The organism is Pseudomonas sp. yb_2, assembly GCF_043103905.1.
In the GTDB taxonomy this organism is placed as follows: domain Bacteria; phylum Pseudomonadota; class Gammaproteobacteria; order Pseudomonadales; family Pseudomonadaceae; genus Aquipseudomonas; species Aquipseudomonas alloputida.
Genome location: NZ_JBICKH010000068.1, coordinates 200,296 through 220,677, shown reverse-complemented (window position 1 = coordinate 220,677; position 20,382 = coordinate 200,296). Strand labels below are relative to the sequence as shown.

General features: G+C 60.5%; 15 protein-coding genes. 7 read left to right on the top strand and 8 right to left on the bottom strand.

Features of this window, described 5'->3' with window-relative positions; all coding sequences use genetic code 11:
- Positions 1-503 precede the first annotated feature (503 nt).
- The 6 genes from clpK (at position 504) to ACF8FB_RS17840 (ending at position 7,356) form a co-directional block, all read left to right on the top strand.
- Positions 504-3,275: a heat shock survival AAA family ATPase ClpK gene (clpK, locus tag ACF8FB_RS17865; protein WP_392511618.1), complete on the top strand. Its 2,772-nt coding sequence runs from the start codon at positions 504-506 to the stop codon at positions 3,273-3,275.
- A 60-nt stretch (positions 3,276-3,335) separates the two neighbouring features.
- Positions 3,336-3,806 (top strand): phosphate-starvation-inducible PsiE family protein, encoded by a 471-nt coding sequence (locus ACF8FB_RS17860; protein WP_392510233.1) that lies wholly within the window; start codon positions 3,336-3,338, stop codon positions 3,804-3,806.
- A 189-nt stretch (positions 3,807-3,995) separates the two neighbouring features.
- Positions 3,996-4,451, top strand: coding sequence for an Hsp20/alpha crystallin family protein (locus ACF8FB_RS17855; RefSeq protein ID WP_010954193.1), 456 nt, complete (start codon positions 3,996-3,998; stop codon positions 4,449-4,451).
- A gap of 27 nt (positions 4,452-4,478) precedes the next feature.
- The gene (locus tag ACF8FB_RS17850) at positions 4,479-4,850 is read left to right on the top strand and encodes an Hsp20/alpha crystallin family protein (RefSeq protein WP_020190681.1); all 372 of its coding nucleotides are present in this window, start codon (positions 4,479-4,481) and stop codon (positions 4,848-4,850) included.
- A 26-nt stretch (positions 4,851-4,876) separates the two neighbouring features.
- Positions 4,877-5,380, top strand: coding sequence for an Hsp20/alpha crystallin family protein (locus ACF8FB_RS17845; RefSeq protein WP_392510234.1), 504 nt, complete (start codon positions 4,877-4,879; stop codon positions 5,378-5,380).
- 194 nt (positions 5,381-5,574) lie between these two features.
- Positions 5,575-7,356, top strand: a complete 1,782-nt coding sequence (locus ACF8FB_RS17840; RefSeq protein WP_392510235.1) for a monovalent cation:proton antiporter-2 (CPA2) family protein — start codon at positions 5,575-5,577, stop codon at positions 7,354-7,356.
- Positions 7,357-7,405: 49 nt separating this feature from the next.
- Here ACF8FB_RS17840 and ACF8FB_RS17835 read toward each other — a convergent pair whose 3' ends face one another.
- The 4 genes from ACF8FB_RS17835 to ACF8FB_RS17820 form a co-directional block, all read right to left on the bottom strand.
- Entirely contained in the window at positions 7,406-9,622 is a 2,217-nt protein-coding gene (locus ACF8FB_RS17835) for a xanthine dehydrogenase family protein molybdopterin-binding subunit (protein WP_392511617.1), read from the bottom strand.
- The gene (locus ACF8FB_RS17830; RefSeq protein WP_010954188.1) at positions 9,619-10,620 is read right to left on the bottom strand and encodes a xanthine dehydrogenase family protein subunit M; all 1,002 of its coding nucleotides are present in this window, start codon (positions 10,618-10,620) and stop codon (positions 9,619-9,621) included. Before ACF8FB_RS17830 ends, ACF8FB_RS17835 begins: the two co-directional genes overlap by 4 nt.
- Positions 10,617-11,144, bottom strand: coding sequence for a (2Fe-2S)-binding protein (locus ACF8FB_RS17825; protein ID WP_010954187.1), 528 nt, complete (start codon positions 11,142-11,144; stop codon positions 10,617-10,619). The genes ACF8FB_RS17830 and ACF8FB_RS17825 overlap by 4 nt, the downstream gene beginning before the upstream one ends.
- Positions 11,145-11,255: 111 nt before the next feature.
- Complete coding sequence (locus ACF8FB_RS17820) at positions 11,256-11,636, bottom strand: hypothetical protein (RefSeq protein WP_010954186.1); 381 nt, start codon at positions 11,634-11,636, stop codon at positions 11,256-11,258.
- A gap of 768 nt (positions 11,637-12,404) precedes the next feature.
- On the opposite strand from ACF8FB_RS17820, the gene ACF8FB_RS17815 reads away from it, so the two are divergent.
- Positions 12,405-13,388: a TerC family protein gene (locus tag ACF8FB_RS17815; RefSeq protein WP_392511616.1), complete on the top strand. Its 984-nt coding sequence runs from the start codon at positions 12,405-12,407 to the stop codon at positions 13,386-13,388.
- A 152-nt stretch (positions 13,389-13,540) separates the two neighbouring features.
- Here ACF8FB_RS17815 and ACF8FB_RS17810 read toward each other — a convergent pair whose 3' ends face one another.
- From ACF8FB_RS17810 to ACF8FB_RS17795, 4 genes are all read right to left on the bottom strand, one after another.
- Positions 13,541-14,779: a multidrug effflux MFS transporter gene (locus ACF8FB_RS17810; RefSeq protein WP_392511615.1), complete on the bottom strand. Its 1,239-nt coding sequence runs from the start codon at positions 14,777-14,779 to the stop codon at positions 13,541-13,543.
- Positions 14,776-16,068, bottom strand: a complete 1,293-nt coding sequence (gene fabF, locus ACF8FB_RS17805; RefSeq protein ID WP_392510244.1) for a beta-ketoacyl-ACP synthase II — start codon at positions 16,066-16,068, stop codon at positions 14,776-14,778. The genes ACF8FB_RS17810 and fabF overlap by 4 nt, the downstream gene beginning before the upstream one ends.
- Before the next feature lie 72 nt (positions 16,069-16,140).
- A complete protein-coding gene (locus ACF8FB_RS17800) occupies positions 16,141-19,233 on the bottom strand; it encodes an efflux RND transporter permease subunit (RefSeq protein ID WP_350297943.1) in 3,093 nt (1,030 codons plus the stop codon).
- The gene (locus ACF8FB_RS17795) at positions 19,230-20,333 is read right to left on the bottom strand and encodes an efflux RND transporter periplasmic adaptor subunit (protein WP_392510241.1); all 1,104 of its coding nucleotides are present in this window, start codon (positions 20,331-20,333) and stop codon (positions 19,230-19,232) included. The genes ACF8FB_RS17800 and ACF8FB_RS17795 overlap by 4 nt, the downstream gene beginning before the upstream one ends.
- Between the last annotated feature and the right edge of the window lie 49 nt (positions 20,334-20,382).

Below are 20,382 nucleotides of genomic sequence, written 5' to 3'. Positions count from 1 at the left end.
TACTGCTTGACTTTCGGACTACCAGGCGCAGACTTTAGCCAGCATTGCGAAAGTTCCTTGGGCCTGGGCGCATCTGTTTTCGTCGCTCGCCAACCCGCGCTTGCCTACCAGGCGTGCTGAAGCTGGCGCTGGACATCACGGATGCAGTACTGGCTTTCCTTCGAATGGCCCCATCTCAAGGAAAGAACATCCCGATCACGCCCGACTGCTGCGAGAGCAGCAGAAGTGCGCCTTCCCTCGTGCCGAACGCTCTACGGCTGTTGCCCGCCACCCTTGAACCTGCCTGACGATGCCGATCAGGTTTTGATCAAGCGCCCATTCGACAATGGGCTGTTGACGATCATCCTCGAGGAGCGCGAAGCGGGTGCATCGAAGCACAGCCGTTCGACTCCGAATTGAAGCTGACTCGGAGATTTCGTTGAAGTCGTCACGAAGGCCCACCAGCAGACGAGGTGCTGCGGCAGGCTCCATCTCGTCATCTCAATGACTCAAGGAGCGCCCGCATGGCCAGCAAACAATGCCAGGTCTGTGGCCAACCCGCCACGACACGGGTGGAGGCCAAGGTCAATGGCCGCCACAGCATCATGCTGTTGTGTGATGATCACTACCGCCAATTGGTGCGCCAGCAAAAACGCACCCTTTCCCCACTGGAAGCCCTTTTCGGCTCGCGCAGCGGTTTGTTCGAAGAGTTCATGGGCAGCGATTTGCTGCGCATCGGAGAAGACTCGGCATCCGTTGCCACGGATGCCGATGAAGTGGCTGAAGCGTCGTCTGGGGAACCTGGCCGCGCAGCGTCCGGCACGCCACGCCGCCGCAGCAGCGGGCTGGCCAGCCGCATCAGCGAACACTCCGAGGCCCTGTTGCAGGAAGCCGCCAAGCGTGCCACGGAGTTCGGTCGGTCCGAAGTCGATACCGAACACCTGCTATTGGCGCTGGCCGACAGCGACGTTGTGAAGACCATCCTTAGCCAGTTCAAGATCAAGGTTGATGAGCTCAAGCGCCAGATCGAAGCCGAAGCCAAGCGCGGCGACAAGCCATTTGAAGGCGAAGTCGGCGTGTCGCCTCGGGTCAAGGATGCGCTCAGTCGCGCCTTCGTCGCCTCCAATGAGTTGGGGCACGCATACGTAGGCCCCGAGCACTTCTTGATCGGGCTGGCCGAAGAGGGCGAAGGGCTGGCCGCCAACTTGCTGCGCCGCTATGGCCTTATGCCGCAGGCCCTGCGCCAGTGCGTCAGCAAGGTGGTTGGCAAGGGTGCAGAGGATGGCCGCGCCGAGGCACCGACCGAAACGCCGGAGCTCGACAAGTACTCGCGCGATCTCACCAGGATGGCGCGCGATGGCAAGCTGGACCCGGTCATCGGGCGGGCACAGGAAATCGAAACCACCATTGAGGTACTGGCGCGGCGCAAGAAGAACAACCCGGTGTTGATCGGCGAGCCTGGCGTGGGCAAGACGGCTATCGTCGAGGGGCTGGCGCAGCGCATGGTGGCCGGCGAGGTGCCCGAGACGCTGCGCGACAAACGCCTGGTCGAACTGAACATCAATTCCTTGGTGGCTGGCGCGAAGTACCGAGGCGAGTTCGAGGAGCGCGTGCAGAAGGTGCTGAAGGAAATCGCCGAGCATCAGGGCGAGCTGATTCTCTTCATCGACGAAGTGCACACCATCGTCGGGGCAGGCCAGGGCGGTGGAGAAGGCGGCTTGGACGTGGCCAACGTCTTCAAGCCGATGATGGCGCGTGGTGAGCTGAACCTGATTGGCGCGACGACGCTCAACGAGTACCAGAAGTACATCGAGCAGGACGCTGCGCTGGAGCGGCGTTTCCAACCGGTCGTGGTGCCCGAGCCAACGGTGGCGCAGACCATCATGATCCTGCGCGGCCTGCGCGACACCTTCGAAGCGCACCACAAGGTCAGCATCACCGAGGAGGCGATCATCGCTGCCGCCGAACTGTCCGACCGCTACGTCAGCGCGCGCTTTCTGCCGGACAAGGCCATCGATCTGCTCGATCAGGCTGCCGCCCGCGTCAAGTTATCGGCGACGGCGCGTCCGGTTGCGGTGCAGGAAATGGAGTCGGAGTTGCACCAGTTGCGCCGCGAGCAGGACTACGCGGCTTCGCGCAAGCAATATGACAATGCGGCGCAGATCAGCAAGCGCGTCGAAACCACGGAGGCCGAACTCAAGCAGCGGGTCGAGGAGTGGGAGCGCGAGCGCGGCTCGGGCAGCACCGAGGTCAAGGCGGAACATGTGGCGCAAATCGTCTCGCGGCTAACCGGCATTCCGGTCAATGAACTGACGGTGGAGGAGCGCGAGAAGCTGTTGCACCTGGAGCAGCGGCTGCATGAGCGCCTGGTGGGGCAGGACGAGGCGGTGCGTGCGGTGGCGGACGCGGTTCGGCTGTCGCGCGCTGGGCTGCGCGAAGGCAGCAAGCCCGTTGCCACGTTCCTGTTCCTGGGCTCCACCGGTGTCGGCAAGACCGAGCTGGCCAAGGCGCTGGCCGAAACCATCTACGGCGACGAGAGCGCCCTGTTGCGTATCGACATGTCAGAGTATGGCGAGCGCCATTCCGTGGCTCGGCTGGTGGGCGCGCCTCCGGGTTACGTTGGTTATGACGAAGGCGGCCAGCTTACCGAAAAGGTCCGGCGCAAGCCCTATAGCGTGCTGCTGCTCGACGAAATCGAGAAGGCCCACGCCGACGTCTACAACATCCTGCTGCAGGTGTTCGACGACGGGCGACTGACCGATGGCAAGGGGCGCGTGGTGGACTTCACCAACACCATTATCATCGCCACGTCCAACCTGGGCTCCGACATTATTCAGCGGCGGCTGAAGGCGCCTGGAGCGGCTGGTGAGGAGTACGAGAAGACCAAGGTCGAGGTGATGGAAGTGCTGCGCGGGCACTTTCGCCCCGAGTTCCTCAACCGAATCGATGAGATCATCGTCTTCCATGCGCTGGGCAAGCAGGAGATCCGCCACATTGTTGGCCTGCAACTCGAGCGCGTAGCCCGCAATGCCGCGAGCCAGGGCGTGACGCTGACGTTCGACGAGACACTGGTCGATCACTTGGCGCAAGTCGGCTACAAGCCCGAATTCGGTGCCCGCGAGCTCAAGCGACTGATCCGCAGCGAGCTGGAGACGGCACTGGCACGTGAAATGCTCGGCGGCGGCATTGGCAAGGGTGATCACGCCCATGTGCGCTGGGACGACAAGGCGGAGCGGGTCGGGTTCGACCGCCGGCAAGCCGCGCCGGCCAAAGAGCTCGACAGTGAAAATGCGTGAAGCGCAGGCCGAAGGCTGCGGTTTCTCGTTGCAATGATCTTGCTGCTGAAGAGGTGAGGCATGAAGGACAGCGATGAGCCCGAGACCACGCGCATGCGACTGCGTCGCGAGTGGGCGGTGTTGACGTTTTACGAGCGTTTCGAGCAGATCGTCGCTCACATTCTTTCGCTGGTGATCGCGGTGGTTATCGTGGTGTCGCTGGTACAGCTGATCCAGATAGTCTTCAGCCTGCTGATCATCGATGCGTTCAATCCGCTGGACCACCGGATCTTCCAGAATGTGTTCGGTATGGTCATGACGCTGCTGATCGCGATGGAATTCAAGCATTCCATCGTGCGCGTTGTCTTGCGCCATGGCAGCATCATTCAGGTCAAGACGGTCCTCTTGATCGGGTTGATCGCGCTGTCGCGCAAGATCGTGATCCTTGATCCCGATGTCGGCCCGGCCAAAGTCGCGGCGCTCGCTGGCGCCACCCTGGCCCTGGGGCTGACCTACTGGCTGTTGCGTGAGCGAGATGATCGAGTTGCCTAGGCCCTGTGTGAATGGCGCCAAGGCAAAGATTGAACGGGAAAAAGAGCGCGGATGTGTAATTCCATATCCGTTCAAACCGGGGCTTGAAAACCTCCAGATTGCTCACATAATTCCGTCATCAGGGGCCGAAACCCGGCGCTTCGCGCCTCCTGTTCGAGATCATTTCAGTCAGCTGGAAGGAGGATTGTCATGTACGAGTCCCTTCTTAATCTGTCGAGCGATCCGATTGCCGAGTTCGAGAAGCTCCAGCGCGAACTGCAACATGTGCTGGGAACGGGGCTCGGGCGCCCAGGCAGCATTCGTGCCTTGGCCAGTGGTGCTTTTCCTGCCATCAATGTCGCGAGCACGCCATCGAGCATGGAGGTCTACGCCTTCGTTCCCGGCGTTGACCCGAGCGACATCGATCTGCAGATTCACCGAGGCCTGCTATCGATTTCCGGCGAGCGCCGGCCCGCGCGCAGCACGCAGGAGGGCAATTGCTCCGTGTACGCCAACGAGCGCTATGCAGGTCCCTTCAAGCGTACCGTGAGCCTCAATGATCAGGTCGATACCGACAAGGTCGAGGCCCACTACCGCGACGGCGTCCTGCGCATTTCCCTGCCGCGGCGGGAAGCGCTGCAGCCCAAGCGTATAGTCATCCAGTAACAGCAAAGGTTTGAAGGAGGAATCACCATGAACGACAAGCAAGCAGTCGTGCGCGGCGAAACTGAAACCCAAACACTGCTGCCGCGCGTCGATGTCTTCGAAGACGAAAACGGAATCCAGCTGTTTGCCGACTTTCCCGGGGTGCCCAAGGATCATCTCGTGGTCAATGTGGAGGGTGACACGCTGGTGCTGGAAGGGGAGATCATGCCGCAGTTGTCCGAACAGCTGGAGGCCGTCTACGCTGAAGTCCAGCTGTCGCGATTCAGACGAGCCTTCACCTTGAGCTCCGAGCTGGATACGACCCGAATCGACGCTGAGCTACGGGACGGCGTGCTGAACGTGCGTGTTCCCAAACATGCACATGCCCAGCCGCGCAAGATCGTCGTGAAAAGCGCGTAGGGCCTTGAGCGTGTGGAGGACGACCCATGGACAAACTAGCTGAACTCAGACATGGCCTGGAGGAAACCTGGCATTCGCTGGGCGAGGGCTGGCGTCAGCTTCGCGATCGCACCAGCGAGGCCTTGACGCGCTTCACGCCAGTGAAGCGGAGCAGGGGCGAGTCGCAGGATGCGACCTCATCACCGGCGCTTGCCTCGAACTGGGGGCTGCTGGCCGGCGATCTTTACGAGGATGGTGAGCGGATCGTCGTTCGCCTTGAGATACCTGGAATGGTCAAGGAGGACCTGAACCTGGAGGTGCGGGGCGATACGCTGATCATTCGCGGTGAAAAGCGCATCGAGCAGGAGCAGGGCAATGGGCATTATCGCGTCCGGCAATGCACCTTTGGCAGTTTCCGGCGCACCTTCCGGCTTCCTGCCGAGGTCATTGCCGAGCAGGCCAGCGCCAGATGCAACAACGGTGTGCTGCGTATCGAATTGCCCAAGCAAGCGCGTGCGAGTGGCAGGCGCATCGAGGTTCGCGAAGGCTAGGGGACAGCCCCTCGTCACCAGTATTACCCGCCCGCGACCTACCTGCGGGCGGGTGTTTCTTCAGTTGCTCCACCGGAAGCTGCCGCTTCCCATGCAGTGGATATTGCACATCCCAGGCGAACTGAGACGCCCAGCGATAATTCGTCCGGTACTTTCTCCATAACCGGTCCTGACAGGGGCTGAGGGTCGAAGCCATGGCCGCTGAAGGCAACGCAGGACTGTTGTTGGGTGTCATCACGTTGCTCAGCGCTGCCGTGGTGGCCGTGCCACTGCTCAAGCGCATCGGTTTCGGCTCGGTGCTGGGTTACCTGCTGGCGGGGATGATGATCGGGCCCTTCGGGCTGCAACTGGTCAATGACCCTCACACCATCATCGATGTGGGCGAATTGGGCGTGGTTATGTTTCTCTTCGTGATTGGCCTGGAGCTCAATCCCTCGCATCTGTGGGCGCTGCGGGCGCAGATCTTTGGGCTGGGCAGCCTGCAGGTGTTGATCTGTGCCGTTCTGCTCACCGTCGTCGGCAAGGCCTTTGGTTTCCCTTGGCAGGTGTCATTCGTCTGCGCGGCCGGTTTTGTACTCACATCCACTGCCATCGTCATGCAAGTTCTCTCGGAGCGGGGTGACTTGACCGAGCCGAGGGGCCAACGCATCGTGTCCATTCTGCTGTTTGAAGATCTGCTGATAGTGCCCTTGCTGGCGGTGGTGGCATTTCTGGCGCCGACTGCAGCGGTGCCCGAACCCACCTCACCCCTGTGGCAGCGCATGGCTATCGCAGCCGTGTCCCTCAGCGCACTGGTAATCATCGGGTTGTGGTTGCTCAACCCCCTGTTTCGGGTACTGGCCCAAGCCAGGGCGCGCGAGGTGATGACTGCTGCGGCGCTGCTGGTGGTGCTAGGAGCAGCGCTGCTGATGGAAATCGGCGGCCTGTCGATGGCGATGGGAGCTTTTGTTGCCGGTGTGCTGCTGTCGGAGTCCACCTTCCGCCACCAGCTGGAGGTTGACATAGAACCGTTTCGCGGACTGTTACTGGGGCTGTTCTTTCTCGGCGTCGGCATGGCGCTGGACCTGCAGGTGGTGGCCAGGAACTGGCTGCTCATCAGCTCTGGCGTGCTGGCGCTGATGGTGGTCAAGGCGCTGTGCATCTATGGGGTCGCGCGCCTAGCGAAAAGCCAGCATGGCGATGCGCTGGACCGCGCCGTGCTGATGGCGCAGGGGGGCGAATTTGCGTTTGTGCTGTTTACCGAAGCGCTGAAACTCAAGGTCGTCAGTGCCGAAATCAACGCCAACATGACGGCTATCGTGGTGCTGTCCATGGCCCTCACGCCGGTGAACCTTCTGTTGCTCAAGCGTTTCGCGCGGCCCCGGGCGGTTTCCATGGACGGTGTGGAGCCGGCACAGAATCTCCAAGGCCATGTACTCATCATAGGGTTTGGCCGTGTCGGCCAGATCGCTTGTCAGGCACCGCTCGCTCATGGCGCCAAGCTTTCAATCATCGACATGGACCCCGAGGTGATCCGCGCCGTGGAGCCTTATGGTTTCAAGGTCTATTACGGTGATGGTGCCCGGCATGACCTGTTGCATGCTGCCGGGGCCCGTCACGCCCGCACCATCATTGTGTGCGTGAATGACAAGAAGGCCGCGACACGCATCGTCGAAAGCACGCGGCAGTATTGCCCGCATGTGAAGGTGCTGGTACGCGCCTTTGACCGCGAGCACGCGCTGGAACTGGTCAAGCACGATGCCGACTACATCGTGCGGGAAACCTTTGAATCCTCCTTGCTGCTTGGCCGCCAGGCCGTGCTGACCTTGGGAGCCTCGAGCGTTGAAGCTGACGCGGTGACCGACGAGGTGCGCACACGCGATGCCGCACGTTTTGCCCTGGAAACATCCGGCGGTCTATTTGCCGGGCGAGCGTTGGTTCTGGGAAATATCGAGCGCATTGATCCGCCTGCGCCTGAAGCCACCGACGCCCAGTGAGCGGGAATCCGACGGCGATGCAGGCGCAAACCTCATGCACAGATATTACTCATACCTGACTGTTGTCTTTCAGCAGTTTGTCGAGCGTGATCGGAAACTCCCTCACACGCTTGCCCGTGGCATGGTAGACCGCGTTGGCCACCGCGGCTGCCACCCCGACGACGCCGATTTCGCCCACGCCCTTGGACCCCAGCTCGTTGACGATGTCGTCGTGCTCTTCAACGAAGATGACTTCGATATCCCCGCTGTCTGCGTTCACCGGGATGTGGTATTCCGCGAGGTTGTGGTTGACGATGCGGCCCAACCGATGGTCGGTCAGCGCGGCTTCGTGGAGGGCCATACCCACCCCCCACACCACGCCTCCCAAAATCTGGCTGCGCGCGGTTTTCGGGTTGATTACTCGTCCCGCCGCAACAGCGCTGACTACCCGTACTACCTTGATTGTGCCAAGGTCCTCGTCGACGTGGACTTCCGCGAATACTGCCGAATGGGTAGCGGTGGAGAACGGTTGGCGTCTGGCGCCGGGCTCGGCGTCGATTTGCACTTCGAACTCACCTTCGGGGGCGCTGGCGATGATGTCCGCCAAGGCCAGGCGATGGCTGCCCGCGTGCAGGTAGCCATCGGCGAAAATGATCTGCTCCCGGGCCGTGCTGGCCACTTGGGGGTACATCCTGCGCGCATGTTCCAGCACTTTGGTACGCAGTACCTGGCAGGCCTGGCGCACGGCCGAACCGACCGACGACACCGTAAACGATCCGCCCTGAAGCGGTGCGGTGGGCAGTGAAGAGTCTCCCAGGACGAAGGTGACATCCTGCACCCTGGCGCCAGCCGCGTCGGCTGCGATCTGCGTCATGACGGTATAGGTGCCGGTCCCGATATCGGTGGTGGCACTGCTGACGGTGAGGTGGCCTTGGGCATCGAAGCGTGCTTTGGCGCTGGCCTTCATCTGCATGGCTTCCCAGACGCCGCCGGCCATCCCCCAGCCGACCAGCTGGTTGCCATGGCGCATGCTGCGCGGTAGCGGATTACGGTTTTGCCAGCCAAAACGTTCGGCACCTTGCCGGTAGCACGCCAGCAGTTCCTTGCTGGAGTAGGGCTTGCCCTCGTTGGCATTGCTGGCGGCGAAATTGCGTCGGCGCAGTTCGAGCGGGTCAATCTGCGCTGCACAGGCAAGCTCATCCATGGCGCATTCCAGGGCAATCATCCCCGACGCGGCGCCAGGCGCACGCATGTCCAGCGGGGTGTACACATCGAGCGAGGCCAGGCGATAGCTGAGGGCAACGTTGTCGCACTGGTAGAGCATGCCACTCCATTCCACCACGTGCTCGGTGAAGTCCTCGAAGCGGGAGGTCTGGCCGAGCGCATCGTGGGCGATCGCCAGCAACTGCCCGTTTGCGTCAGCACCCAGGCGCAGGCGCTGCTCGGTGCGGGGCCGGTAGCCAAAGGTGAACATCTGCTGGCGAGTCAGCGTGACGCGCACCGAGCGCTGCAGGTGCAACGCCGCCATCACTGCCAGTGGCAACTGGTACTGCGGGCGCAAGCCCGAGCCGAAGGCACCGCCGACGAATGCCGCGCGCACGCGGATGTTTGCCTTGGGCAGGCCAAACACCTTGTGCAAGTAGTCCTGGCAGTTTTGCGTGCCTTGGGTCTTGTCGTGGATTTCCAGCGTGCCGTCGGCCTTGTAGAGCACGGTCGATGCATGCGGCTCCATGGGGTTGTGGTACTCGTTGGCAGTCAGGTAGGTGGCATCCACCTGCACCGGGGCCCTGGCAAACTGCGCGGCAAAGTCGCCACGCGGCGCCGGTGTTTCGGCGGGTGCCGCATGCGACTGCTGGCATGCGCCCAGGTCGGTCTGGTGGGCCTCCTCGGCATACTCGATCCTGATCAGCGAACCTGCATACCGGGCCAGTTCGAGAGTTTGGGCAACCACCAGCGCCAACGGTTGACCGTTATAGAGCACTCGATCATCGAACAAGGGCCTAAACGGCGCCCCCTGCGCGGCGTCGGCGTCGCTGTAGTCGTCGTCATAACTGGAAATATGTGGACGATGGCCATGATCAAGCACGGCGATCACCCCGGGCACGCGCATCGCTTGCGTACTGTCGATGTTGAGTACTAGACCTCGGGCGATGGTACTGGACACGACACTGCCATGGAGCAGGCCCACTTCGGGGTATTCGCCCGCGTAACGCGCCTGCCCGGTGACCTTCGCCACGCCGTCTACGCGGTCCAGGGACGTACCGGCTACCGGTGTTGGTTTGATCATGGTCGTGGCCCCCCGTCAGCGGCGCCGCGCGCCGCGTCATCCAATGCCCGCACAATTGCACGTTGGGCGAGCGTGACCTTGAAGCCGTTGTGGCTCAGAGGTTTTGCACCTTGCAGCAACGTTTTTGCAGCCCGGGTGAACAGCGCTTCGCAAGGCGCCTGGCCGGCCAGCATGCGCTCCACAACCGGGTCTCGCCACGGCTTGTGAGCAACGCCGCCCAGCGCCAGGCGAGCTTGCCGGATCACCTGGCCATCGAAGCTCAAGGCTGCGGCGACCGATACCAGCGCAAACGCGTAGGAGGCGCGGTCGCGAATTTTCAGATAACGGTAATGTTTTTCGAACACCGGGGGCGGCAGCTCGATGGCGACCACCAGTTCATCGATTGCCAGCTGATTGTCTCGCTCCGGGGTGTCCTCGGGGAGGCGATGGAATGCCGCAAAAGGTATTTGGCGCTCTCCGCGCGGCCCCTGCACATGCACCACTGCTTCGAGCGCAGCCAATGCCACGCACATATCCGAGGGATGGGTCGCGACACAGGCATCACTGGCGCCGAGAATCGCGTGGATACGGTTCGAGCCTGTACGCGCCGGGCATCCGCTGCCGGGTTCACGTTTGTTGCAGGGGGTGCCGGTGTCGTAGAAGTAGTAGCAACGGGTACGTTGCAGCAAGTTGCCACCGGTGCTGGCCATGTTCCTCAACTGCGGTGATGCCCCAGCCAGGATGGCGTCCGACAGCAATGGATAGTGCTGCTCGATCATCGGGTGCCAGGCCAGGTCGGCATTGCTCACCAATGCGCCGATCAACAAGCCACCGTTCAACGTGGGGTGGATGCCGTTCAGCCCAAGGCCGGAAATGTCGATCAGGCGCTTGGGGCGAACCACGTTTTCTTTCATCAGGTCGACGAGGTTGGTGCCGCCGGCAATGAAGTGTGAGCTGGCGTCAGCCAGGCTCACGGCTTCGCTGATTGATGCGGGCTTGTGGTAGCTGAAAGGCGTCATGGATTCGGCCCTCGTTGTGGCGGGGCCAGGTCCGTCATCAACGGTAGGGCTTCTTCCACCGCAGCGACGATGTTGCTATATGCACCACACCTGCAAAGGTTGCCGCTCATCTGTTCGCGAATGGCCTCGCGGGTATAGGCGCGCCCTTCGCGGGCAAGCCCGACTGCGGAGCAGATCTGCCCCGGGGTGCAGTAACCGCACTGGAAAGCATCGTGGGTGATGAATGCACGCTGCATGGGGTGCAGAACGTCGCCGCTGGCCAGCCCTTCGATGGTCACCAGTTCGGCCCCGTCGCACATGATGGCCAAGGTCAGGCAGGCATTGACGCGCTTGCCATCGCGCAGCACTGTGCAGGCCCCGCACTGGCCATGGTCGCAACCCTTCTTGGTGCCGACCAGGTCCAACTGCTCGCGCAAAAGGTCGAGGAGGGTGGTCCAGGGATTCACCTGCAGTGTCAGGCGCTGACCATTCAGGGTCAGGCCGATGGGGTGTTCTTCAGCCCCATTGGGAGAGATCGCGCTCATGGTAGGTCCTCACGGTCAGGGTTCGCGCAGCCGGCTGCGTCTCTGTTGTGCGACCGGGCCGGTTGAGCAAACGTTCAGCCGGCTTGCCAAGTTGCCGATCACATCTGGCCGTCACCCGTGTTTTTGCAGGGCTTCAATCAACTGGGCCTTGGTCATGGTCGAGCGCCCCTTGATGTCTTTGCTGCGTGCCTCTTTCATAAGGCTTTCCTTGCTTTGCGATTCCAGCGACGCGTGCGACGTCCGCGAATGCCCCTGGCGAGATTCAGCGGCGCGCTTGGCCGAATCCGAGCGTGCGGTCTTCTTCACGTGCGACGGTGTCCGGCTTCCCGAGCCTGCGTGTTTTTCACCGCCACCGGATTGTTTGTTGACGGTGGCCCAGGCGCGAGCTTCGGCTTCATCCTTGCCCACGCCTTTGTCCTCGTAAGATTGCTCGATGTGCTCGGCCTTACGTTTCTGCTTGTCCGTGTACTTGTCTTTGTCGCCGCGTGGCATGGTATTTCCTCCTGCATGGGTTGCATGAACGGTTGAAAACCAGGGCAGAACTGAGGCCCTTTCAGCTAACTGCCGGAACCTGCGCCATATCCACTTCCGGCTGAGCCACTGCCACCACCGCCCGCGCCTGTGCCGCTACTACCAGAGCCATGACTGCCGGTTCCCGAGCCGCTGTCGGTACCGTCACCCCCGGTATTGTCCGTCCCATTGTCGTCAGTGCCGCCATCACCCGTACCCATGCCATCGCCGGGTGTTCCAGAGCCAGTCGCTGCGCCTTGGCCGTTCATTTGTCCATTGTCGTTCGATTGCATGCCTGGGGCGCGCTGATGGTTCAGGTCTGTGGCGGCCGAAGCTAGTGCTGAAGCGCAGCCCAGGCAAAGTGCAAGCAGTAACGTAAAAGGTTTTGCTGGTGTCATGGTGAAACGCCTTTTTGGATTGTTCACCCTATGTTCGGCATGGCGTGCGGGGGAGGGTGCCTTCTGACCGACGGAAGGCGCTGCATCAGATCAACGCGAGCGAGCGGCGCTTTGCTCCAATGAAGGCGTTGATAACGTGCGGGGCACCCATGAGGCTGGTGCAATCAGGTGTGCGTAGTTAGTTTTTCACTGCAAGCGTTTTAGCTTGTCATGGACAAGATTTGTAAATGTTTTCTACTTGCAGCCTACTCGCGCTCGATAAATTCTTTATTCGTGACGCCGGGCCCCTCTGACGGTTATACCGCCATGTCGGAGTCATAGTTGTTCAACTACGACTATACAGGAGGGGCTCATGTCTGCCCTTAGTACGTATCTCTACCAAGACGTTCTTGGTACTGACCTCTGGCTTTGGCTTTCCTTTTTCGCTGTTGTGCTAACACTGTTGGCGCTTGACTTAGGTGTGCTCCACCGCGGGAATCGGGAGATTGGAGTAAAAGAGAGCTTGTTGCTGTCCGCGGGCTACATCAGTATGGGCCTTCTGTTCGCGGTCTGGGTGTACTTCCAGAAAGGCAGCGATGCCAGCATGGACTATGTGACGGGTTTCTTGATTGAAAAATCCCTGTCGATGGATAACGTTTTCGTTATTGCCCTGATATTCAGTTTTCTGGCCATTCCTCGGGAGTTCCAGCACCGAGTATTGTTTTGGGGGATCATGGGGGTTATCGTCCTGAGGGCTATCATGATCGGCCTTGGGGCTGCGCTCATCGCCCAGTTCAGTTGGATACTTTACTGCTTCGGCGCGTTCCTGGTCTTCACCGGGGTCAAGATGCTATTCGCTCGCGTCGATCATGCGCCTGACTTGGAAAACAACCGTTTCGTCAACTACCTGCGCACACACCTACGCATCACCAAAGAATTGCACGCTCAAAGCTTTGTGGTTCGCTTTCCCGATGCGTCAGGAAAAAGAATTCTATGGGTGACACCGCTCTTCCTTGCACTTATTTTGATTGAGTGTGCAGACTTGGTATTTGCTGTTGACAGCGTGCCTGCGATTTTTGCTATCACACAGGATCCGTTCATCGTTTATACGTCGAACATCTTTGCCATTCTCGGTTTGCGAGCGCTCTATTTTGCATTGGCTGCCATGATCAGTCGCTTTGTTTACCTTAAATATGCGCTGGCTCTGGTGCTTGTCTTTATCGGCTCGAAAATTTTCCTTCATGACATTGTGGGTAAAGTGCCAGCCGAAATATCGTTGAGCATTACAATCGGCCTGCTGATTGGCGGCGTGTTGCTTTCGCTTTGGAAAACCCGAGCGTCCGCTAATGCTTCTTGAATAATTACGGCCGCTGGCTGCTGCGTGAGCGCGATGACCGGATCGCCTAGGATTCAAGGCGTGAAAGCGGTCGCCTCCGCTGCTGCTCGGGCGATGCAGTTGATTTGGCACATCCCAGGCAAAGCAGGAGCAAACCTCATGCAGAGATACTCCTACCTGACAATTGCCTTACGTTTGACATACCAAGCGAAAAGCACCATTGCCAGAAAGCACACCGAGGTTTGAGTGGCACCCAGTACGGCAATCGTGGGGAACTTCGGCGTGGAAACCATCCAGGTCGACACTGCTCCGATCGCCATGGTCAGGAAGCCCAAAAGGGCTGACGCCAGTCCTGCTTCTTTCCCGAACGGTGTCATTGTCAAGGCCGTTCCCAGCGGATTGGCAATACCCATACCCCATAGGAAAAGCACCATCGACAATGAGTACCAGCCCAAGCTTGGATTGCTTGGGCCGACCAGCAGCAATGCACCTGCCGTACACGCAGTCGCGAGGCCTGACAAGGTGATGGCGCGGCTACCCCAACGGTGAGCCAGGCGAGGAGCAGCCAAGCCAGCGGCAAAGACCACGAAGACAGTAGCCGCGAAATACAGGCCCACCTGGAGCGAGTTGAGCCCCATGCCTTCCATCAAGATTGACGGCGCAGCGGCGAACGAGGCGAATAAGCCGCTCATCAGCAGGCTGGTCGCGAGTGCGGGCAAGATGAAGAGGCGGTTGGACGCCAATTTGCCGTATGCGATCAGGATCGCAGGTACTGATTGAGTCACCCGACGATGGGCAGGAAGGGTTTCACCTATCCCTCTGAGGTAGAACAGCGCGATAAGGATTGCCGACATGCCGACGGCTATGAAAAGTGCGCGCCACCCCAAAGTGGTGTTCAGCATACTGCCGATCAAAGGTGAGAAGCCTGGAGCTGTGGCGGCAGCGATCATCGTCAGCGATAACGCGCGTGCCAGGTTCTCACCCTCATAAAGATCGCGAGCGATGGCTCTGGCCAGCACCGCGGCGGCACACACGCCAATGGCCTGGATTACCCGTCCGAGGATCAGCATGTCGAGTGTGGCGGCGTTAGCCGCCCAAAACGTACCCACCACGAAAATCATCAACCCACCTACTACCAGCCGCTTGCGGCCATAGCGATCGGCAAGCGGCCCTACCAGTAATTGGGCGAAGGCGAACGTAATGAAAAAGCTGGAGAGCGTCAGCCCGAGTTCCTGGGATGAGACGTTGAGCTGTCGAGCCATTTCAGGAAAAGCGGGCAGAATGATATTGGTGGACAAGTTGCTGATGGCAGCGAGTGCTGCCAGTAACAGGATGACCTTGGCCGTCAGGACGTTGGCCCTCTGAGCATCGTCATCAGCTTCGTTGGCGTGTGTTTCGAGTTGGGTGTTCATACGTTGGCCTCCCAGCGGCGGAACAGCACGCTGGCGTTCACACCACCGAATCCGAAACCATTGGACAAGGCATATTCGATGGGCATTTCACGGGCTATTCGTGCAACCAGGTCAAGGCCAAGCGCAGCATCATCGACCTGAGTCAGGTTGAGCGTGGGTGGAACGATCTGATCTTGCAGCGCCAACACCGTGAAAATGGCTTCGACACCGCCTGCCGCCCCCAGGAGGTGGCCGGTGGCCGATTTGGTCGATGTAATCGCCACGCCGCTGCCGCTACCGAATACGGCGCGAATTGCTGCAAGTTCACCCTTGTCGCCAACCTGGGTCGAAGTCGCATGCGCATTGATATGGTCCACGTCCCCAGGCGCTATCGACGCCTGTTGCAGCGCGAGTTGCATGGCGCGCCTGGCACCGCTTCCGTCTTCGGGGCCAGCGGTCAGATGATAGGCATCAGCGCTCGTTCCGTAGCCGACCAGCTCGGCCAGCGGCTTGGCGCCACGGGCCAGCGCATGTTCCAGCGACTCGATCACCAGCAAGCCAGCCCCTTCAGCCATGACAAACCCGTCCCGTTGGCTATCGAAAGGACGGGAGGCTTGCTCAGGGCTATCCGAAAAGCCCGTGCTGAGCGCTCGTGCAGCCGCAAAGCAGCCAAGCGTCACACGATCGATGGCCGCCTCGGCGCCACCGCAGATCGCGATATCCGCTTCGCCGCTTCTGATGAGCCGAGCGGCGTCGCCAATGGCCTGCACCCCCGCAGCGCAGGCTGTGACGGGTGCCCCAAGTGGGCCTTCGAACCCGTAGCGTATGGAGACATGACCTGCTGCCATATTGGCCAGGAACGATGGCGCCGTGAAGGGCGACAACTTGCGAGGGCCACGTGCGTCAGTGGTGCGCACCGCCTCTGCGATGGCGCCGAAGCCACCGACGCCTGATGCGATGATGGTGGCGGTGCGCGCGCGTTCAGCCTGACGCTCGGGACGCCAGCCGGCTTGCTGCAATGCTTCATCCGCTGCTACCAGCGCAAACTCGATGAACCGATCCATCTTCTTGCGTTCCTTGGCGTGGATGACCCGCTCGGGTTGATAGCCTGCCACTGCATCCTCGGCCAATGTGGGCACGCTGCCGCCCACTGACACGCCAGTGCCTTCGACGACATCGCCAGCAAGCGCGCGAATCCCGGACTGCCCAGCCAGCAATCGCCGCCAGACTTCCTTTACGCCGCAGCCCAGCGGGCTGACAACGCCGGTGCCGGTCACCACGATGCGCTTTTGATTAACGTTGTGAGTCATTTCGACCTCTCGTTGGATCATGAGCGCGCCTCGAATTGCATCGGGCGCGCAAGGGTTGAAGGCAATGTCTACTCAGGCGCGGTGTGCAGCTTCTGGCTTGGCAATGCGGCTATTGGGGCGGATCTTGAACCAGATGGAATACATTGCCGGCAGGAACACCAAGGTCATGATCGTGCCCACGAACGTGCCTCCGATCAGGGTGTAGGCCAAGGTGCCCCAGAACACCGAGTGGGTGAGGGGGATGAAGGCCAGGATGGCTGCCAATGCCGTGAGCAAGACTGGGCGTGCGCGTTGCACTGTGGCCTCGACCACGGCGTCGAAGGGCGCAAGTCCTTCAAGCTGGTTGTGGTCAATCTGCCCGATCAGGATGAGGGTGTTGCGCATCAGAATCCCGGAGAGCGCGATCAAGCCGACTAACGCGTTGATGCCGAACGGTTGGCCGAACAGCAGTAATACGGGTACTACGCCGATCAACCCCAGCGGTGAAGTCAGAAACACCATGACCATCGCCGAGATAGAGCGCACCTGCAGGATGATGATCAACAAAGTCAGGGCGATCATGATAGGCAGGAGAGGGACGATAGCCTGGCTGGCCTTGGCCGACTCCTCGATAGAGCCTGCCATTTCGATTTTGTAGCCCGCAGGCAGCTGCGTGACGATGGGCTGGAGGTCTTTCCAGATCGCCGTGGATACATCAGGCGGCTGCAGCCCTTCCGCGATGTCACCCCGCACTGTCATGGTGGGCGTTCGGTCGCGGCGACGGAGGATGGGGTCCTCCATGCGAATGCTCACATCACCGATCTGCGAAACCGGAACGCGCTGACCGTTCGAGCCTACCAGGGTGAAATTCTCGATCTGGGCAGGATCGAGTCTGATCTGGCCAGCGGCACGCCCTACAACCTGCACAGAGCGGATATCTTCCCTGACCGACGTGATCGGCACACCGGTGAGCAGGAACTGAAGCTGCTGCGACACCGAGGCGGACGTCAGGCCAACCGACTGCAGGCGATCTTGATTCAGGGAGAAGTGAAGCGTGGGAACAAGCGGGCCCCAGTCGGTATTGACGGTCTTCATCATGGGGCTCGCCTGCAGCACGCTTTGGACGCGTGCTGCAATCTGACGCAGTTGCGAGGCATCCGGGCCCATCACCCGATAGGCGACCGGGTAGGGGGAGTAGGGCCCGAATACCAGTTGTGTTACCCGCACTTGAGCGCCGGGCGCCAGACCTTCGGAGGCTGCCTCCCGAAGACGATGCTTGAGGGCCTCACGAGCGCCCTGGTTTTCGGTCAGGACGACAATCTTGGCAAAGGACGGGTCGGGCAACTCAGGGGCCATTGCCAGGAAGAAGCGGGGCGGGCCTTGGCCGATGTAAGTGGTGACAATCTTTGCCTCTTCTTGCTGACGTAGCCAGGACTCTACCTTGATCGCAGTGGCATTTGTCTGTTCGATGGAGGTGCCATAAGGCATCTGCAGCTCCACAAGCACTTCGGGCCGGTCTGAGGTCGGGAAGAACTGCTTCTTTACCAATCCCATGCCAAGCACGGCGGCCACAAATGTCGAAACCACGGTGCCTGCCACGAGCCATTTATGTGCGATCACCCAGCCCAACAAAGCGCGGAATCGGTTGTAATGACGGGTGTTGTAAATAGCGGCATGACCACCTTCAATCGTCTTGATTCGAGGCAACAACTTCACGCCCAGGTAGGGGGTGAACGCGACCGCCACCACCCAGGATGCGATCAGGGCGATGCCGACAATCCAGAACATGTTGCTGGTGTATTCGCCGGCAGTGGACTGGGCGAAACCGTTAGGCATGAATCCGATGGCGGTAACCAGTGTGCCGGACAGCATGGGGGCTGCCGTGTGGCTCCAGGCATATGCCGAAGCCTTGATGCGGTCGTAACCTTCTTCCATCTTCACGACCATCATTTCGATGGCGATGATTGCGTCGTCGACCAGCAACCCTAAGGCCAGGATGAGCGAACCCAGCGTAATCCGGTCGAAATTCTTGCCTGTTGCGGCCATCACCACGAATACGATCGCCAGTGTCAATGGCACCGCGGCTGCGACGACAACGCCGACACGCCAGCCCATGCTGAGGAAGCAGACAAGCATCACGACCAGCAGGGCAACGAAAAACTTGATCATGAACTCGTCGACGGAGGACGTGATGTTCACCGCCTGATCGGTGACCTTGCTGAGCGTCATGCCCAAGGGCATGCCTTCGTTGATTTTGGCTGTTTCGGCCTCCAGGGCTTTGCCAAGGTCGAGGCCGTTCCAGCCTTCACGCATGACAATGCCAAGCAGCAAGGCTGGCTCGCCATCGTTACGCACCAGGAACGTCGCGGGGTCTTCATAGCCGCGTTCAACGTCGGCCACATCCGACAGTTTCAGGGGGCGGCCCTGGGCGACCACAGGGGTTTCGCGAATCTTTGCCAGTTGATCGAAGGCGCCGTCAACCCTGACCACCACTTGTGGCCCCTGCGTTTCGACCGAGCCCGACGGTGACAGGGCGTTCTGGTTGTCAAGGGCCGAGAAAATGTCCTGTGGCGTGATTCCGAGCGTGGCCAGGCGGTCATGGGAAAAGGACACGAATATCCGTTCAGCCTGTTCCCCGATGATGTTGACCTTCTTGACGCCCGGTACGTGCAGCAACTGCTGGCGCAGTGTTTCGGCGTCGCGTACCAACTGGCGCTGCGGTTCGCCTTTGGCTTTGAGCGCGTAGACCGCGAATGTCACGTCCGAGAACTCATCATTGAGCATTGGGCCAATGACGCCTGCTGGCATCAGCTTGGCCTGATCACCCGCTTTCTTGCGTGCCTGGTAGAACTCCTCCTGAACCGCCGAAGGTGGTGTCTTGTCTTGCAGTGACACCATCGTGAACGCCAACCCAGGTCGGGTGTAGGTTTCGGTACGGTCATACCAACGCAGCTCTTGCATGCGTTTTTCCAACGGTTCGGCCACCAGATCCTGCATTTCCTGCGCAGTGGCGCCGGGCCAGGCAGTGATAATCGTCATCTGCTTGACGGTGAAGGGCGGATCTTCCGCACGGCCCAGCTTGAAGAAGGCCAGCGTGCCGGCGAAGGCGATCAGCACAATCAGGAAGAGGGTGATTGATCGCTCGCGTACTGCGAGCGCGGATAAGTTGAAACGCAGCTGGCTCATGGTTGCTGCCCCATGACCTGAGCTGTTTGAGCCTGTTCCATGACCTCGACGCCATCGCGCAGCAGATGCGCACCCAGTGCCACGATCCGATCGCCAGCGTGCAGGTCACTCTTCACGACCGCTTTTTCGTCACTGACACTTAGCACTTCCACAGCGCGCCATGACACCTTGGCCGGCTGGCCTGCTATCACCCAAACCCCAGCTCCGTTACCCGGGTCAAAGAGTGCGCCGATGGGTATCTGCTTCGCTTCGAAATCCGTATCGGTATCCGGAATCTCAAGCGTAATGGTTGCACCCAATGGCGCGCTCGCCAGAGGCCCAGTGAGCACGTACCTGGCCTCGAATGTGCGCGTGATGGGGTCTGCTGCATCTGAAAGCAAGCGCAGTTTGGCGGGTACGGCCTGCGCAGGCTTGCCAAATAGCGTGGCCAGCGCAGTCGAGCCAGGCGCAGGTCGAAGTGTTTCTGGCAAGTAGACGACAGCTTCTCGTTGCCCGGCCCTGGCCAGCCTTACAACCGCTTGACCAGCACTGACGACCTGGCCCGGTTCGGCCAGCGTGTCCATCACCACACCATCGGCGTCGGCTAGCAATACCGCATATTCGGTGGCGTTCCTGGCAACGTCAGCCTGAGCTTGCGCGGCACTGAGTTGCGCCTTCGCAGCATCAGCCGCAGCTTTGATCTGGTCGTAGGACGAGGCCGAGACCGCGCCCTCGGCAACCAGCCCTCGATATCGAGCTTCGTCGTCACCGGTCTGCTTGGCCCGCGCCCGAGCGGCAGTTACGGCCTCTTGCTGTGCGCGTGCCTGTAGATTCAGATCCACCGGATCCATGCGCATCAAGGTCTGACCGCGTTTGACTGTTTGCCCGGTATCGACCAGGCGCTGCAGGATTTTTCCGGATACTCGGAAGCCGAGGTCACTCTGTGTGCGAGCGACCACTACTCCGGAAAACGAACGTGCAAGGGCTGACGCGTCCTGTACCGAGACCGCTTTCACGACCGGCGGTGTGTCTCTCGGGTCTTTTCCAGGTGAAGAGTCCCCGCAAGCGACAAGGGCGAGTGGGAGTAAGCAACCGACTATGGCGGCAGGACGCAGGCGCATGGGATCCCTTTCTCAAAAGGCGATATAGGAATCCCATTTTTCTACCAGT